The organism is Prevotella mikamonis (genome assembly GCF_055381405.1).
Map to the genome: position 1 here is coordinate 2,140,800 of NZ_AP035785.1, position 17,367 is coordinate 2,158,166.

At 49.1% G+C, this 17,367-nt stretch carries 12 protein-coding genes; 4 read left to right on the plus strand and 8 right to left on the minus strand.

The features are described 5' to 3' along the window. Positions 1-15 precede the first annotated feature (15 nt). Complete coding sequence (gene mutS / locus ACZ42L_RS09015) at positions 16-2,673, minus strand: DNA mismatch repair protein MutS (protein ID WP_464715892.1); 2,658 nt, start codon at positions 2,671-2,673, stop codon at positions 16-18. 243 nt (positions 2,674-2,916) lie between these two features. Here mutS and ACZ42L_RS09020 point away from each other — a divergent pair, with 243 nt between their 5' ends. Beyond that, on the plus strand, positions 2,917-4,203 hold the full coding sequence (locus ACZ42L_RS09020) for a histidine-type phosphatase (RefSeq protein ID WP_464701674.1): 1,287 nt from the start codon (positions 2,917-2,919) through the stop codon (positions 4,201-4,203). Here the strand turns inward: ACZ42L_RS09020 and ACZ42L_RS09025 are convergent. The 3 genes from ACZ42L_RS09025 to ACZ42L_RS09035 all read right to left on the minus strand — a co-directional run bounded on the left by ACZ42L_RS09025 (position 4,191) and on the right by ACZ42L_RS09035 (position 5,588). Next, positions 4,191-4,859, minus strand: coding sequence for an HAD family hydrolase (locus ACZ42L_RS09025; protein WP_464698479.1), 669 nt, complete (start codon positions 4,857-4,859; stop codon positions 4,191-4,193). The two genes, ACZ42L_RS09020 and ACZ42L_RS09025, sit on opposite strands and share 13 nt — an antisense overlap. 92 nt (positions 4,860-4,951) lie before the next feature. Continuing rightward, positions 4,952-5,044 (minus strand): smalltalk protein, encoded by a 93-nt coding sequence (locus tag ACZ42L_RS09030; protein ID WP_464698481.1) that lies wholly within the window; start codon positions 5,042-5,044, stop codon positions 4,952-4,954. Positions 5,045-5,126: 82 nt separating this feature from the next. Further along, the gene (locus ACZ42L_RS09035) at positions 5,127-5,588 is read right to left on the minus strand and encodes an HU family DNA-binding protein (protein ID WP_464705884.1); all 462 of its coding nucleotides are present in this window, start codon (positions 5,586-5,588) and stop codon (positions 5,127-5,129) included. Positions 5,589-5,918: 330 nt separating this feature from the next. On the opposite strand from ACZ42L_RS09035, the gene metG reads away from it, so the two are divergent. The 3 genes from metG (at position 5,919) to ACZ42L_RS09050 (ending at position 11,437) form a co-directional block, all read left to right on the plus strand. Then, positions 5,919-7,982, plus strand: a complete 2,064-nt coding sequence (gene metG / locus ACZ42L_RS09040) for a methionine--tRNA ligase (RefSeq protein WP_464702501.1) — start codon at positions 5,919-5,921, stop codon at positions 7,980-7,982. An 842-nt stretch (positions 7,983-8,824) separates the two neighbouring features. Beyond that, positions 8,825-10,891 (plus strand): TonB-dependent receptor plug domain-containing protein, encoded by a 2,067-nt coding sequence (locus tag ACZ42L_RS09045; protein ID WP_464715893.1) that lies wholly within the window; start codon positions 8,825-8,827, stop codon positions 10,889-10,891. Positions 10,892-10,990: 99 nt separating this feature from the next. Further along, positions 10,991-11,437 carry a copper resistance protein NlpE N-terminal domain-containing protein gene (locus tag ACZ42L_RS09050; protein WP_464698488.1) on the plus strand — a complete coding sequence of 149 codons (447 nt, stop codon included), beginning with the start codon at positions 10,991-10,993 and terminating at the stop codon, positions 11,435-11,437. Between the two features lie 466 nt (positions 11,438-11,903). Here ACZ42L_RS09050 and ACZ42L_RS09055 read toward each other — a convergent pair whose 3' ends face one another. From ACZ42L_RS09055 to ACZ42L_RS09070, 4 genes are read right to left on the minus strand one after another with little or no spacing between them, the layout of a single operon-like run. Next, positions 11,904-13,541 carry a beta-N-acetylhexosaminidase gene (locus tag ACZ42L_RS09055; RefSeq protein ID WP_464715894.1) on the minus strand — a complete coding sequence of 546 codons (1,638 nt, stop codon included), beginning with the start codon at positions 13,539-13,541 and terminating at the stop codon, positions 11,904-11,906. 13 nt (positions 13,542-13,554) lie between these two features. After that, positions 13,555-14,553: a glycoside hydrolase family 130 protein gene (locus ACZ42L_RS09060; protein ID WP_464715895.1), complete on the minus strand. Its 999-nt coding sequence runs from the start codon at positions 14,551-14,553 to the stop codon at positions 13,555-13,557. Between the two features lie 38 nt (positions 14,554-14,591). Further along, positions 14,592-15,863 (minus strand): MFS transporter, encoded by a 1,272-nt coding sequence (locus tag ACZ42L_RS09065; protein WP_464715896.1) that lies wholly within the window; start codon positions 15,861-15,863, stop codon positions 14,592-14,594. A gap of 9 nt (positions 15,864-15,872) precedes the next feature. Then, the gene (locus ACZ42L_RS09070) at positions 15,873-17,360 is read right to left on the minus strand and encodes a glycoside hydrolase family 125 protein (RefSeq protein WP_464715897.1); all 1,488 of its coding nucleotides are present in this window, start codon (positions 17,358-17,360) and stop codon (positions 15,873-15,875) included. Between the last annotated feature and the right edge of the window lie 7 nt (positions 17,361-17,367).

A 17,367-nucleotide genomic window follows, 5' to 3' on the forward strand; every position in this document is an offset into this window, starting at 1 on the left:
TTATAAACCCACTCTCTATGGGTTTATAATCTTCTTGATATCATTCAGTTTGTTAAGTGCTTCCATCGGAGTGAGATTATCAATGTCCAACCCCGATATCTCATCGCGTATCTGAGAAAGCACCGGATCGTCCAGTTGGAAGAAGTTTAATTGCATCCCTTCCCTACTCTCTTCTATCTTCCGGGCATCTGGCCTGCCCACTGTCCCAACACCGGCATTATCATTTTCCAGCTCCTTGAGGATGACATTGGCACGCTTGACAATACTCTTCGGCATGCCGGCAATCTCTGCTACGTGGATACCAAAGGAATGTTCGCTGCCCCCTTTCTCCAGTTTTCTGAGGAAAATAACTTTTCCATCCACCTCTTTCACGCTGACATTATAGTTTCGGATACGCGAGAAATTCTTCTCCATCTCATTCAATTCATGATAATGAGTGGCGAAGAGCGTACGCGCATTGGCCCTCACATGCTCGTGAAGATACTCCACAATGGCCCACGCAATGCTGATACCATCGTACGTACTCGTGCCACGTCCCAGCTCATCGAAGAGCACCAAACTCCTGTCAGACACATTGTTGAGAATATTGGCCGCCTCTGTCATCTCCACCATAAAGGTAGATTCGCCCAGAGAAATATTGTCGCTCGCTCCCACACGAGTAAATATTTTATCCACCAGACCCACTCTCGCACGCTCTGCCGGCACGAAACCGCCTATCTGCGCCAACAGTACAATCAATGCCGTTTGACGCAACAGAGCCGATTTTCCGGCCATATTAGGACCGGTTATCATCATAATTTGCTGATGGGAAGTATCAAGAAGCACGTCGTTGGGTACATAACGTTCGCCCAGAGGTAATTGTGTTTCTATCACAGGATGGCGACCTTGCCTGATATCCAGCACGTCGCTGTCGTCGACAACAGGTCGCACATAAGCATGTTCTTCTGCTGTTTTGGCAAAACTCAACAGACAGTCGAGCCTTGCGAGTAAGTTGGCGTTGATTTGTATCTGCGGTATGAAGTCTTGCATGTACACGATAAGTTCATTGAACAGTCTTGCTTCCAAGGCCAGAATCTTCTCATCGGCACCCAGGATTTTCTCCTCATACTCTTTGAGTTCCTGAGTTATATAGCGTTCGGCCTGTGCGAGTGTCTGCTTTCTCACCCACTCTGCCGGTACTTGGTCTTTATAAGTGTTACGAACTTCGAGATAATAACCAAATACATTATTATACCCGACCTTCAGACTGGATATACCAGTACGCTCGGTTTCCTCTTGCTGAATCTTCAAAAGATAATCCTTGCCGTTACGACTGATAGACCTCAGCTCGTCAAGTTCCTCATTATAGCCATCAGCTATCACGTTTCCTTTGTTCACCAGCAATGGCGGATCAGCCTGAATTTCATGGGCAATGCGATCTTTCAGGCTCTCACAAAGATTCAATTGCTCTCCAACTCTCTTCAAAACATCATTGTCTGTCTGTAAACAAGCGAGCTTAATGGGGCCCACAGCTTCCAATGCACGCTGCAATTGTACCACCTCCCGTGGGGAGACTCTGCCCACTGCAACCTTTGAAATAATGCGTTCAAGATCGCCGACACGATGTAGTTGTTCGTTGACACAATCCCTGAAATCCGGCTGTTTGAAGAAATATTCCACAATATCCTGCCTATCAGTGATTGCCTGAACGTTCTTCAAGGGGAACACCACCCACCTTCTAAGCATACGGCCACCCATCGGTGTTACCGTCCTATCAATGACATCCAACAGCGAACTGCCATCATCTTGCATCGTACCGAGTAGTTCCAAAGAACGAATCGTAAACTTATCCAGTCGCACATACTTCTCTTCTTCAATACGTGCCAACGACGTGATATGCCCTATCTGGGTATGTTGCGTCTGCTCCAGATATTGCATGATAGCCCCACTGGCAATGATTCCATTGTGCAGATGTTCCACTCCGAATCCCTTCAGATTCTTCGTCCCAAAATGTTTAAGGAGTTTTTGCCGGGCAGTTTGTTCGGTAAATACCCAATCATCCAGCTCGAATGTAACAAAACGCGACCCAAAATAACGGTCAAACTCTTTCTTCTTCGTACGATCATAAAGCACCTCTTTAGGTGAAAAATTACCCAATAGCTTCTCAGCATAGTCGAAAGTACCCTCTGCCGTCAGGAATTCTCCCGTAGAAATATCCAGGAAAGCCACGCCACAAGAAGCCTTCCCAAACTGCACTGCTGCCAGGAAATTATTCTCTTTATAATTGAGTACGTTGTCGCCCATGGCTACACCGGGCGTCACAAGTTCCGTAATTCCGCGCTTCACCATCTTATCCATCTCGCTCAATCCCTTCTTCCCCTTGATAGCCTCACGCTTCTTCTTTGGGTCTTCCAACTGATCGCAGATAGCTACTCGCTTTCCAGCACGAATCAGTTTTGGCAGATAAGTATCCAGTGCATGATGCGGGAATCCTGCCATATCAGTGGGATCCTGTGCGCCATTGTTCCTTTTTGTCAGCGTGATACCAAGCACACGCGCAGCTTCCACAGCATCCTCGCCATAGGTTTCATAGAAGTCGCCACAGCGAAAGAGCATCAACGCCTCCGGATGTTTAGCCTTCAACGAGTAAAACTGCTTCATCATGGGTGTCAATGCCTTATTGTCTTTTGCCATATCTATAGAATCCTTCTTTTATGATAAACCACTTGTAAATAGACGATACAACCCTTCCTTCGGTCGTATCTGCCTGTCCAGTTTCTGCAAAGATACGGCAAATCACAGATAAAAACGAAAAATGCCCTTATTTTGTCTGTTACTTCCCCCTGCCCCTTTGTATGATTTTATGAAAATATTTATTACCTTTGCACACATACGTATATAATTCTATCAAGACAGAAAACCTAAATATTTTATATGATGAAAAAAACAATGCTCGTACTTTTGGCCTTGCTGTGCACTGCAATGGTCTTTGCCCAACAGTCACGTATTGACATAAAGGCCAATCCCTTATTCTCTGCCAGTAGTTATTATGCCTATCCTGGCCCACAACAGAAGCAACTCACCCCTGCTCCTACCGGATACAAACCATTCTACATCAGCCATTACGGCCGTCACGGCAGCCGTTGGCTCATCAATAAAAATGATTATATACAGCCCGTTTCCGTCTTGCAACGGGCCGACAGCCTGGGAAAGCTCACTGCTTTAGGACGCGATGTGCTACGCCGACTCACCCTCATTCGCGACGCAAGTAAAAACCGTTACGGCGAACTCACGCAGCTGGGAGGCGAGCAGCACCGCCAGATTGCCAAGCGCATGATACAGAATTTTCCCGAAGTATTTGCCGGTAAAACCAACATAGATGCACGCAGTACCACCGTCATCCGCTGCATTCTCTCTATGGAAAATGCACTACAGCAACTGCTTATCGCCAATCCAGAATTGCAGATTAAGCAGGATGCCAGCAACCACGACATGTATTACATGAATTACGACGACCCTGTACTCAGCAAGAATAAGATGCCGGCCAAGGCCGAAGCCGCTTACAAAACATTCGGAAAGAAATATCTTCACTACGACAGCGTACTCAATAGACTCTTCAACGACTCCAGCTACTGGAAGCATCAGGTCAATTACGACCTCTTATACAGACGCCTGTTCAGCAACGCATCCAACGTACAAAGCACCGAGCTACGCCACAACCTCTCCCTTTACGATATCTACAACGAACAAGAGATTTACGACAACTGGCGCACCGAGAATGCCTGGTGGTACATTGCCTATGGTGGCAGTCCGCTAAATGGAGGAACACAGCCTTTCACACAGCGCAATCTATTGCGCAATATCATCGCCCAAGCCGACTCTTGCCTACAATTAGAGCATCCAGGAGCAACCCTCCGCTACGGTCACGACACCGTCATCATGCCGCTCACCTGCCTTCTCGACCTGGATGGTCTGGGCATGCAAGTAGAAAACCTAGAAGAACTGGAAAACCGCGGATGGTATTCTTACCGTATCTTCCCTATGGCTTCAAACATCCAGTTCGTATTCTATCGCAAGAGCGCAGCCGACAAAGACGTCATCTTCAAGGTGCTACGCAACGAAAACGAAGCTACACTGCCCATTAAGACCGACATAGCTCCGTATTATCATTGGAAGGATTTCAAAGCCTATTTCCTCAAGAAACTCGATAGTTATAAGGAGTAGGAGTCGTAAGATTCCACCACTTTCAACAAATCCGCGAAGTCATCAATGATGTGTTCTGCCTCAACACTCATCATGTCTTCGCGGCTTCCGTTTCCATAGGTCACCCCACATGTATGCACACCGGCAGCCTTTCCCATCAGTATGTCAAACCTCGCATCGCCCACCATCAGGGCTTCATCGGGCCTGACACCAAACATTGCCAATGTTTTCTCAACCATTTCCGGATGTGGTTTGCAATGCTCCACATCCTGCGCACTCACTACTGCCGATATATAGTCGTCCAATTCAAATTCATGTATGAAGTTGAGCAACGAGCCGCGATGCCTGCTGCTGGCTATCGTCAGCTTCACTTCGCGTCGGTGTAGCTCCCGAATAGTCTCAATCACATGAGGGAATGGCAACACGGCATGCGGCACATTGCGCCGTGTAAATATCTCCGTATAGGTTTCCGCGCACTTATCTCCCATTTCATCAGACATAGGAATCAATCCGGTAAACGTCTCCTTCAGCGGCAACCCAATCATGGCTGCACACTCTTCTCGCGTGCGTTTCTCCAATCCCAATACATCTATGGTATCAAGCATCGTGTCTGTTATCAACTTCTGAGTGTCACCCAGTGTCCCGTCGAAATCCAATAATACTACTTTTATTGCCATTGACTCTACTTTACACGGCAAAGATAAGCATAAAAAAGACGGAAAGCAAACAGCCTTCCATCTTTTCTTCATGATTCCTATACAGCCTGCTCTCACAGTTGGCTATTTACACCCAATGCACCCAACAAAGCCGTTGCCACCGCCACTACTACCTTCAATATCATTTTCCATTTGCTACTATTCATTGCCTTGTCTCCTTTTCTTGATTTTCACATCATGAAAGCAGAGTGGGGGAGGCTTACTCCCCAACTCCCTCTTCCACATCTTTTAGTGACCACCTTCCTCTTCGCCAGAAGCCTCAGCTACGGTCTTGTCCACATTATAGCTGGTCAACTCTGCCAACCTCGTACCATTCACAAGTACCTTGCTACGCTTACGAGAACCGGCATCTGCCTTGCTTTCGGGCATGAAAAGTACATGGACACCCCTCACATGCTTTACAGGCGAATAGTCTTTTGCTGTCTCTGCGGCCGAAGAACTGATACCGAGCTTGAAGCTGCCCAGTCCGTCAAGACGTACACGCTTGGAATTTTGCAATTCGTCTTGCAACACCTCTACCAACTCAGTCAACACAGCCTTGATGTCGCTTTTCTTCAACGTACAGTTACGCTGCATGATTTCAGCCAGTTCGTCCGTTCCTATCACACCGTTGTGTACGGCTCTTGCGTACCACTTACCATTAAACTTGCCTGCACGCTTACACTGATAAAGTTTGTAATTTACTGCCATAATTGTTACCCTTTCTTTAAATTTTAATTTGTTGTTAATAAATAGATGTATCACGTCTCATTCCCCTCCGCCTGGTAGATTCTATAGTCGACATAAGAACCGGCCTTGTCGGCTGTAGAATGATTATCCTGAACACGATGCAAAGATACAATATCGCGCACCCCTTGTCAAGCGCCAATGCGATACACAATGCGATACATTCACCTCCGACACCCAAAACTTTCCATTGAATTAGGTAAAACCAGCTTTTGACTACCTATTTATAATGCCGTTATCCCAATTTTTTCGTACTTTTGCAGCCAAAGAAACAATAAAGAAAAACAGAACGTTATGGAACAGAAGAAATATCTACGCACCACTGTCACTTCCGCTTTGCCTTATGCTAACGGTGGCGTGCACATCGGCCACTTGGCTGGCGTATATGTACCGGCCGACATCTACGTGCGCTATTTACGGTTGAAGAAAGAAGAAGTACTCTTTATCGGAGGTAGCGACGAGCATGGTGTGCCTATCACCATCCGTGCCCGTAAAGAGGGAATCACACCGCAAGATGTGGTCGATCGTTACCATAGCATGATCAAGAAGAGTTTCGAGGAGTTCGGCATCAGTTTCGACGTCTACAGCCGTACCACCTCCGATACCCACAGCAAGCTGGCTTCCGACTTTTTCAAGAAGCTCTACGAAGATGGCAAACTCGTCGAGCGAGAGACCGAGCAGCTCTACGACGAAGAAGCCCATCAGTTCCTGGCCGATCGCTACGTGATAGGGGAGTGCCCTCATTGTCACAACGACCATGCCTATGGCGACCAGTGCGAGAAGTGTGGTAGCGATCTCTCACCGATGGAACTCATCAATCCGCATAGCACCATCAGCGGCTCCAAACCCGTCATCAAGAAGACCAAAAACTGGTATCTCCCCCTCAACGAGTATCAGGAGTGGCTCAAGCAGTGGATTCTCGAAGGCCATCAAGAGTGGCGTCCCAATGTCTATGGCCAATGCAAGAGCTGGCTCGATATGGATTTACAACCCCGCGCCATGACACGCGACCTCGACTGGGGTATTCCCGTACCTGTAGCCGATGCCGAGGGCAAGGTACTCTATGTGTGGTTTGATGCACCTATCGGCTACATTTCCAATACCAAAGAACTGTGCGACGCCCAGCCTGAGCGTTGGGGTTCATGGGAAAAATGGTGGAAAGACGACGATACACGCTTGGTACACTTCATCGGCAAAGACAACATCGTGTTCCATTGTATCATTTTCCCCACCATGCTCAAGGCACACGGCAGCTACATACTGCCCGACAACGTGCCGGCCAATGAATTCCTGAATCTGGAGAACGACAAGATTTCCACTTCGCGCAACTGGGCCGTATGGCTGCACGAATACCTCATCGACATGCCCGGAAAGCAAGATGTGCTGCGCTATGTGCTCACGGCCAACGCTCCCGAAACCAAGGACAACAATTTCACTTGGAAAGATTTCCAGGAGCGCAACAATTCCGAACTGGTGGCCGTTTATGGCAACTTCGTCAATCGTGCCCTCCAGCTCACCAAAAAATACTTCGAAGGTGTCGTGCCAGCATGTGGCGAATTGTTCGATATCGACAAGCAGACGCTCGACGAGTTCAAGGATGTCAAGCAAAGGGTAGAGAGCCTTCTCAACGTATTCAAGTTCCGCGATGCACAGAAAGAGGCCATGAACCTGGCTCGTATCGGCAACAAATATATCACCGATTGCGAACCCTGGAAGGTTTGGAAGACCGATTCCGAGCGTGTCAAGACCATTCTCTATATCTCTTTACAGCTCGTGGCCAACCTTGCCATCGCTTTCGAGCCGTTCCTACCGTTCTCTTCAGAGAAACTGCGCAAGATGATTAATATGGATAGCTTTGACTGGACACAGTTGGGAAATACCGACCTGCTCAAGGCCGGCCACCAGTTGGCCGAACCCGAATTGCTCTTCGAGAAAATTGAAGACGAGGTCATCGAAGCCCAGTTGAAGAAGTTGGAAGATACCAAAAAAGCCAATGAAGCCGCCACTTACAAGGCTAAGGACATCAAGCCCGTCGTCGCTTACGAAGATTTCGAGAAACTCGACATCCGCGTAGGACATATCGTGAACTGCGAAAAGGTGAAAAAAGCCAATAAGCTACTGAAATTTACCATCGACGATGGCAGCGGTCAGCCACGTACCATCGTCAGCGGTATTGCCAAGTTCTACGAACCCGAACAGCTCATTGGCAAGGACATCTGCTTCATTGCCAACCTTGCCCCCCGCAAGCTGATGGGCATCGAGAGTCAAGGCATGATTCTCTCTGCCGAGAATTTCGACGGCAATCTGGCCGTTACTCGCGTTGACCGTGAGGTGAAGCCCGGTAGTCAGGTGCTGTAATTTTACTTCTTAGTCTGTTGCGAATGAGATATAGTAGCCCTTATAAGAGCTTGCCTTACCTTTTTCCCAACAGACTTTGAATACACCGTTTTATACTTATCACATCTATGGACATGCCTTGTCGACATTCTGTCCGCGTCCGTTGGCATGATTATAATGCAGGTAGTTATTTTATCACTATCTGCACTAAAAAACAGCAACATTATTTCGGACATATTGTCTGCCAAGATTCCACCCCTCAGATGGTATTATCTCCTATTGGAATCTATGCAGAACAATGCTTGCAATCCATTCAACAACACTTTCCCGACATCCAAATTCCCTTGTACTGTATAATGCCAAACCACATTCACGCATTAGTTTTCATCTCAGGGGACGTTCCTTTACATCATACAAGCTCCATTCCTCATCACACTCCAGATACAGGTATAGACCTTCATACACAGAGGGGGAGATTATCTACAGTTGTTGGAAGTTACAAATCAGCTATCACTAAATACGCTCACCAACGCAGAATTACCTTTGCCTGGCAGAGTAGATTCTTCGAACACATTATAAAACATCAAGAAGAATATAATCTGATAGCAGAATACATTCAGAATAATGTAGCCAAATGGTATCTTGATAAGTACAACAAACAGTAGGGACGCGGCATGCCGCGTCCGCAAACTTATATCAAGAACAACTGGGATAATTCGTCAAATGATTTTATCTATTCTACGGACGCGGCATGCCGCGTCCCTACAGTTCCCATACCGATGCAACTAAAAAACTTTTTTGGTCATATCCCCTTTTTACCGTACCTTTGCACCTGTTTTCATACAAATCATTATTAATAATTCATGTACAAAAAAGCTTTCAACAAGCGCTGTAGCCTGAAGTTCAAGCACTTCTCGAACAAAGGCTATGCTCTCTTCTCCGTTCTGGGACGTGAGGTGCTCGTTGGTACGCTGAGCATCGCAACACTCTCTCATGCTAAAGCCGAGGGTGTAAGCACCGTTCAGACAGCCAATGCAGACTCTGCCCTCTATGACAACGGGCGCGAAGTGAGCCTCGACGAAGTCAGTGTGACGGCATCGAGAGCACCGCTGGCACAAAGCCGGCAAGCGAGAATGGTCACTGTACTGAGCAAGGCCGATATAGCGGCTGCCCCGGTACAAAGTATTAATGATCTGCTGAAATATGCCGTAGGCGTCGATGTACGACAACGAGGGCCCCTGGGAACTCAGACCGACGTCAGCATCAGAGGTAGCAACAGTGAGCAAATCACGATTCTACTCAACGGCATCAACATCTGCGACCCGCAGACAGCACACAACGCCTTCGATTTCCCCGTTGATATTTCTGAAATCGAACGTATAGAAGTGCTGGAAGGACCGGCCGGACGTACCTATGGAACGTCATCGCTGCTAGGCGCCATCAACATCGTTACACGTATTCCCCAATCATCCGGAGTCTCGGCTCGCGTAGAGACCGGCAGCTATGGCTATCTGAGCGGTGGCGCGCGAACCTACTATTCGCTCGGACATTGGTCGCATTCCGTCTCAGGCAGCTACACCCGTAGCGACGGATACAGCCGCAGCAAGGCCGGTACGCTCAATGCCGACCACAACGGTGGCAAGGCTTTCTACCAAGGACGCTACGACGACAGCTACGTCACCGTGGATTGGCATGCCGGCCTATCGACCAAGAATGTGGGTAGCAACACATTCTATAGTCCCAAATCCGACGACCAGTTCGAACACACTTTCAAGACCTATACGGCCGTACAGGCCCACACCAAACAGGGACGCCTGCACTTCCGGCCGTCCATCTACTGGAACCGAAACATGGATAGGTTTGAGTTCTTCCGCGGAAAGCCCGATAAAGTTCCCTTCAACTACCATCGCACCGATGTGTACGGCGTAAATCTCAACAGTTATTTCGACTCGCAGCTCGGCCGCACCGCTTTCGGTGCAGAGCTACGCTACGAAGACCTTGTGAGTGGAAACCTGGGCGAACCGCTCAACACACCGCGCCACATCCACGGTACAGACAGGGACTATACGCTCGGACTGAACCGCACCAACATCAGCCTCAACCTCGAACACAACATCGTCTTGAAGCGTTTCACGCTCTCAGCTGGTCTCGTTGCCGTCAAGAACAGTTGGGCCGAAATGAACATGCGCGTCTATCCGGGCATCGACGCCGGTTACCGCATCGGCAACAACTGGAAGGTATACGTCTCTTACAACTCCTCGCTGCGCATGCCATCGGTCACCGAACTCTATCTTAAAAAAGACGGATACTATGCCGACAAGCATTTGAAGCCCGAAGAACTCTCGGCCGTTGAAGCCGGCGTGAAGTATCGTTCGGCAGCCATCAGCGCCAGTACCGCCATCTATCACAACCATTATAAAAACCTCATCGACTGGATACGCGACACCCGACAGGCCGACAACGTGTGGAAATCGGTGAATTTCGGCCGTATTAACGCGCTAGGCGTCCAAACCCGTGTAGATGTATCCCTCAGCCATCTAATGCCCTCACAGCGCATTCTGGAGCATCTGTCGGTGGCCTACAACTACATCAATCAAGACCGGCATGAAGTAGATGGCATCCAAAGCCAGTATGCCTTGGAATACCTACGTCATAAGCTGGTGGCCAACCTACGCACCCATCTCTGGCGAAATCTGCATCTGGCGCTCAATTATCGGTTGCAGTCACGTACAGGTTCCTACACCGGCAGCGACGGAGCTGTGCGACGATATTCCACTTTCGGGCTGCTCGATGCACGCCTGTCATGGGATACCGAGCGTTACCACGCCTATGTCGCAGGCAACAATCTGCTCAACAAGAAGTATGTAGACTATGGTATCGTTCCACAACCCGGAACATGGATGACGGCTGGTTTTAGCATTCAGCTGTAACCGGAAGCATCCTTTTAACGATAAATAACTCATCTTTCGTTAGAATGATGCCAATATGTCCGTATCTTTGCCAGCAATTATTTTAATTAAGCAGTAATAATGAAAAAAACATTTATCATGTTGTTGGCTGCCGGTGCTTTGATAGCATCTTGCCAACCCAAGTCTAAAACTGGAGCAGATTCAGAAAGTGTTGATTCCGTAGCAGCCGTTGCCGATACTACAGTATTCGAGGGAACTATCCCTGCTGCCGACGGTCCAGGTATCCGTTACACCGTAAAGCTTGCTAACGACTCTACCGCAGGATTTGCTGTGGCTGAGACTTATCTCGAAGCTGAGAACGGAAAAGACCAGACTACCAACTATACCGGTAAGGCCGAGAACGTAGAGAAGACCGTAGACGGCAAGCAGGTAAAGGGCTTGAAGCTCCAGCTGGGCGAAGGCAACGAACTTTACTTCACACAGCCTAACGACTCAATCTTGCGCATGGTTTCTGCCGAATTGCAGGAAAGCGCTACCGGTTTAAGCTACGACTTGAAGAAGAAGTAATCCGACAGAGAATATTCATAAAACGCAAACAGGCCTATCCCGATGGGGGATAGGCCTGTTTTTTGTTGTAGATTTATCAGCCAACCCATTTACTTGCCACTCGTCAACTTAAAAGCACAAGAACTTAAAATCCCAACCCGTCTACTCGTATCTTGTCTACTCGTCAACTTCAAAAAACTGCAAGGCCTCGGCAGTGTTGCTGCCTGGGCTTTGCAACAATGCTGTCAGGCCTTTGCGGCGTTACTGCGGAGGCCTTGCAGCAAAATAAGGTAATTGGGAAGTGGTAATTGAAGATTGATAATTAATAATTGAAACACTTTTATATTAGGCTTACGACTACGGTTGTTTCCTTCATGTATAGACGGCATGTATAGCGTTTCTATGGTATCTTCAGCTGATAGGTAAGGGTGGGGGATTGCAAAAAAATCCCTGCAATCGGGTAAAGGATTGCAGGGAATGAGAGAGATTATTTCTTGTCTTCTTGCCAAGCTTCTTTGCAATAATACCAACCCTTGGTATCGTAGAGCTTGGTGAGGTTGCCTTCGCGCTGCTTGAACGAGTTGAAGTCTTTCTTGTCGTTGGCAGTCCAACCGGTCTCGGCCATTGCTGCCAGACGAGGAAGAAGCATATATTCTGCCAAAGAAGCGTTAGGGACATATTCCGTCCACAAGTTGGCCTGTACGCCCAGGACGTGCTTTTTCAGATTGGCCGAAGCATCGTCGGGTACAGGATTGTAGCCATAGGTCTTCTCTACGGGCAAATCTCCACCGATGAGTACGAATGCACTCTTGTCCTTGGTCTGGTAGTAGTCGAGATAATAATAGGTGGTGGGCGACATGATAACGTTCAGACCGCGGTCGGAAGCAATCTTTCCGCCCTCGACACCACGCCAGCTCATGACGGTGGTAGCAGGGTCGATGTCGTCGCCTTCGAGTATCTCGTCCCATCCTATCACGTTGCGTCCCTTGCCCTTCAGGTATTTAGCTACGCGGTTGAGGAAGTACACCTGCAACTGGGCTTCGGCCGAGAAACCGTTCTTGCCGGTGATATTGAGGTCTTTGATACGTTTCTGGCAGAGCGGACATTTCTCCCAACGGGTACGTGGCGCTTCGTCTCCACCGAGGTGAATGGTCTTGGATGGGAAGATGTCGCAGAGTTCATCGAGTACGTCTTCTACGAATTTGAAGGTCTCTTCCTTGCCAGCGCAGAGGATGTCGGGGAATACGCCCCACTCTTCTGCCACCTTGTAAGGACCTCCGGTACAACCCAGTTCGGGGTAGGCATGCAATGCCCCAAGCATGTGGCCGGGCATGTCGATTTCCGGAATCACGGTGATGTAGCGCTTGGCAGCGTAGTCCACAATCTCCCGCATCTGCTCCTGTGTGTAGTACATACCCTCGCCATAGGGCGTTTTGTCGAACAGTCCGCTACCATAGTGGCCCACCAGTGTCTGCTGACGGATAGCGCCCATCTGTGTTAGCTTAGGATACTTCTTCACTTCCATACGCCATCCTTGGTCCTCGGTGAGATGCCAGTGGAATTTGTTCAGATTGTGGAGAGCCAGCATGTCGATGTATTGCTTGATGAAAGAAACGGGGAAGAAATGGCGGGCGCAGTCGAGCATGCAGCCACGATAGCCGAAACGGGGAGCATCGGAAATCTTGGTGGCAGGCAGGTTGATACTTGTTTCATTGCCTACAGGCAACGACTTGCGCAACGTCTGGATGCCATAGAACACGCCGGCAGGGGTCAACGACTCGATGGTCACGTTTTTTTCGTTGACAGTCAGCGTGTAACTCTCGTTGCCGGTGAGTTTCTTGTTCAGGCGCAGTACGATGTTCCCGCTCTTGGCCTTAGCCTTGCCTTGAACCACAGAAACCTGGATTCCGGTGGCCTCTTTGATAAAATCGGCCAAGAACTGAGCGTTACGCTGCATATCGGCAGTCTCGTCTGTTACGATAACGGTGTTGGCATTGAGTACGAAAGCCTTACCCTTTGCCATTTCAATGTTCTGTGGCAGTGGCACAACATTGTAGTTGGCATCAGCCGCCTGAACTGATAATGAAGCCATCATGATAGCTACTGATAAGATTGTTTTTTTCATGTTGATAGGTTGATTAGATGATACTATTCTTCTTTGTGAATTCAATAATCTCAGGAATGTATCCGAATGCCAGACCAGTGACGGTGTCGGCGCATCCGTAGTAGATGGCTACGCGACCTGTTTCGGGGTCGTGTAACTCGGCACAGGGGAAACAAACGTTAGGCACATCGCCCATACATTCGTAGGGAGTCTGCGGTGTGATGAGGTATGGGCCACTGCGGTAGATGGGCTTCCAAGGCTGTTCGAGGTCGAGCAATGCCGAACCGAAAGCATAGACATAGCCATTGCAAGAATGCAATACACCGTGGTAGAAGAGCAGCCAGCCCTCGCTTGTCTCGATAGGAATAGGACCAGCACCTATCTTCATGCACTGCCAAGCACTCTGTTCGAAGGGAGCTGGTGCCATGACATGACGATGACGTCCCCAAAATTCCATGTCGGGCGACTCGCTGTAGAAGATGTCTCCGAAAGCCGTGTGACCAGTATCCGACGGACGACTCAGCATAGCAAAGTTGCCGTTGATTTTCTTGGGGAAGAGCACCCCGTTACGGTTGTAGGGCAGAAAGGCATTCTCCAGCTGGTGAAAGGTCTTGAAATCCTTGGTCCAAGCCACTCCGATGGTCGGTCCATGATAGCCGTTACACCAGGTAACGTAGTAGCGGTCTTCGATGAAGCAGACACGTGGGTCGTATCCATATACCCACTCGCCGATTTCGGCATTGTCGCATTCGAAGCGGAGCGGTTCTTCGTTGATGTTCCACTTGACGCCGTCGTCGCTGAAACCTACGTGGAGCACCATGCGACGATTGGTGTCGTCGCAGCGGAAAACACCTGCAAAGCCTTTTCCAAAGGGAACTACTGCACTGTTGAATATACTGTTGCTGTTAGGCAAGAGGTCACGTGGGATGATAGGATTTCGCTCACTGCGCCATACAGTAGTCTTGCAGTTGGCAGGGCGTTTCTCCCAAGGCATGTTGGGCAATGGTTGCCCCTGAATGATAAGTTTTGTCATAAGTTACTGGTTTTTATTTCTTATGTAATTAAATAATCTTATTTCCCGTCTTCGTAAGTAAACGGAACGAACTTCGTAATGAGCAAGGCAGGGATGGTACATACCAATGCAAAGACGAAAAACATCTTGTAGCCAAGGGCATCGCTCACCAATCCACTCATCATACCGGGTAACATCACACCCAGATTCATGATACCGCTGGCGAATGCGTAGTGCGACATCTGATGCTTTCCAGGAGCTATCTGCTGCATCATGAAGAGCGTCAAGCCCACAAATCCGAATCCATAGCCGAAGTATTCGAGCGTGATGGCACTGCCGATGAGCATCAGATTCTCCGGCTGTTCGAACGCCAGAAAGGTGTAAGCCACGAACGGGAGGTTGAACACCAACGCGAGCGAGAAGAGTGTTTTCTTCAATCCGCGATGGGCAATATAGTACCCTCCGAGAATAGAACCAATGACGAAGGCCGCTGCCCCGAATGTTCCGTAGCACAGACCTATTTCCTGTTCTGTCAGCCCTAGCCCCTGGTCGGCACGCGATGCCTTCAGGAACAACGGCACAATCTTCATCACGAAGCCCTCGGCAAAGCGATAGAGGATGATGAAGAACACGTAGTAGACGATGTGTTTCTTTTGGAAGAATTCCACAAAAACGCCCCATAGCTCGCTCAGCGACTCTTTCAATGTCTTGCTGCTCTCGGCTTGCTTGCCACCGGAAGGAAGGATAAAAATATGATAGATGCCCAGTACAGCCATGACAACGGCAATGATAAGCATGATGACAGTCCATGCCTGGGCCACTCCGTAATGGTCGATAAAGAATCCGGCAAGATACACCAGTCCACCCGTAGCAGCGAGCTTGGCGATGTTGTAGAATGCTCCCTGCCAGCCAATCCATTGTGCCTGCTCTTCGTTGTTGAGCACCGACATGTACGTTCCGTCTGCCGCAATGTCATGGGTAGAGCCACTGAGCGCCACCACAAACAGCATAGCAATGGTGATAGCGAAGAAATCGGGCAAGTGTAGAGCAAATGCGACAAGGGCAAAAAGAAGCCCTGAGAGCAACTGTGTCAGCACTACGAAGAACTTTTTGGTGCGATACATCTCCAGGAATGGACTCCACAACGGTTTTAATGTCCACGGGAGCATGATGCTACTGGTCCAGAACGCAATCTGCGTATCGCTCACTCCAAGTCCCTTATACATCAACGTACACACCATATTGAGCACCACGAAGGGCATTCCCATCGCGAAATAGAGCGTCGGGACCCATGCTATCGGGCTTATTCTCTTTTGGTTTTCGTTCATCATTGTTTTGTGTTATTTAGTGTTCAGACAGTTTACGAGTACGTCGGTCTTGCCGTCGTCGATAAGTTTGAGCACCAGTTCGCCGAACAGAGTATTCTGCCATGCGAACCAAGCACGCGAATAATCCTTTGCATCGTCCTTGTTAAAAGACTCGTGGATGAATCCCGTGCCGGCGTCAGTGGTAAGCAGCATGCGCATACATTCGCTGATTTCGGCATCGTCTTTCGATGTAAATGCCTTCATCATGATACTCATGGGCCACACCATGTTCAATCCCACGTGAGGTCCGCCGATGCCTTCGCCTGCCTTGCCACGGAAGAACCAGGGATTGTCTTCACTCCAGACGAAACGTCGGGTATTCTGATAGATAGGGTCGTCGAGGCTTACATCGCCCAGATATCCCATTCCCAAAAGGCTTGGAACGTTTGCATCATCAGCCAGAAGATGGTTTCCGAATCCGTCTACTTCGAACGCATAGATCTTTCCATACTTCGGATGGTCGTAGACAGCGTATTTCTTTAATGCTGTTTCCACTTCGTCGGCGAGGTCTATACATGCCTTTGCGGTGGCTTCATCCTTATTTACCTTGGTGAGGATTTCTGCCGATTTGCGCAGCGAACTCACTGCCATGAAGTTAGAAGGAATGAGAAACGGATAGGTCGTTGCGTCGTCCGACGGACGGAACACAGAGGCAATCAGTCCCACTGGCTTCACCGGTGCACCGTAACCTTCCCACCCCACGGTGTCGTAAGTGCGGTCGGTGACACGGAAGAAGTGGTAAGGTCCGCGGTCGTTCTTGCGCTGTTGCTCCTTAAAAGTCTTCAGTACGTTGGCAATGGCAGCCTGCCACTCCGCCCCAAATATACTGCTGTCGCCCGTCATGAGCCAATAGTAATAAGCCAGACGGATGGGATAGCAGAGCGAATCTATCTCGTATTTGCGCTCGTACACCTCTTTCTTCATATCGGTCGCGTCGTCCTGCCAGCCGTCGCCCGTAGGTCCTGGATTGAAAGCGTTGGCATACGGGTCGATATTGATGCACTTGAATTGGCGCAGAATAACACCACGTATCATCTTGGCGAGCTTCTTGTCCTTCTTGGCCAACTGCACATAAGGCCACACCTGAGCCCCCGAATCGCGCAGCCACATGGCATGTATGTCGCCCGTATAGACAAAGGTGTCGTCGTCGCCCGATGCGTTGCTGTAGTGTACGGTGGTCTCCAGCGTGTTAGGGAAGCAGTTACCAAACATCCAGGCCAGCTTCGGATTGCCGGCCAGCAGCTTCTGCACCTCTTTTATTTTCTTATCTACGGCATCCGAGCGGAACAATCTTTCGTTCTCCGGATGCCGTTTTGTTATGTAGTTCGTGGTGTTGTCCGGCACTACGGTCAGATATCTTTGTTCCACTTTCACATCTTGCGCCCACACGGTTGTGGTGGGAACGCTCAGCAGCAGACTGATGCCTGCTGCTGTCAATAGCTTTCTATTACTGTTATTCATTGTTGCT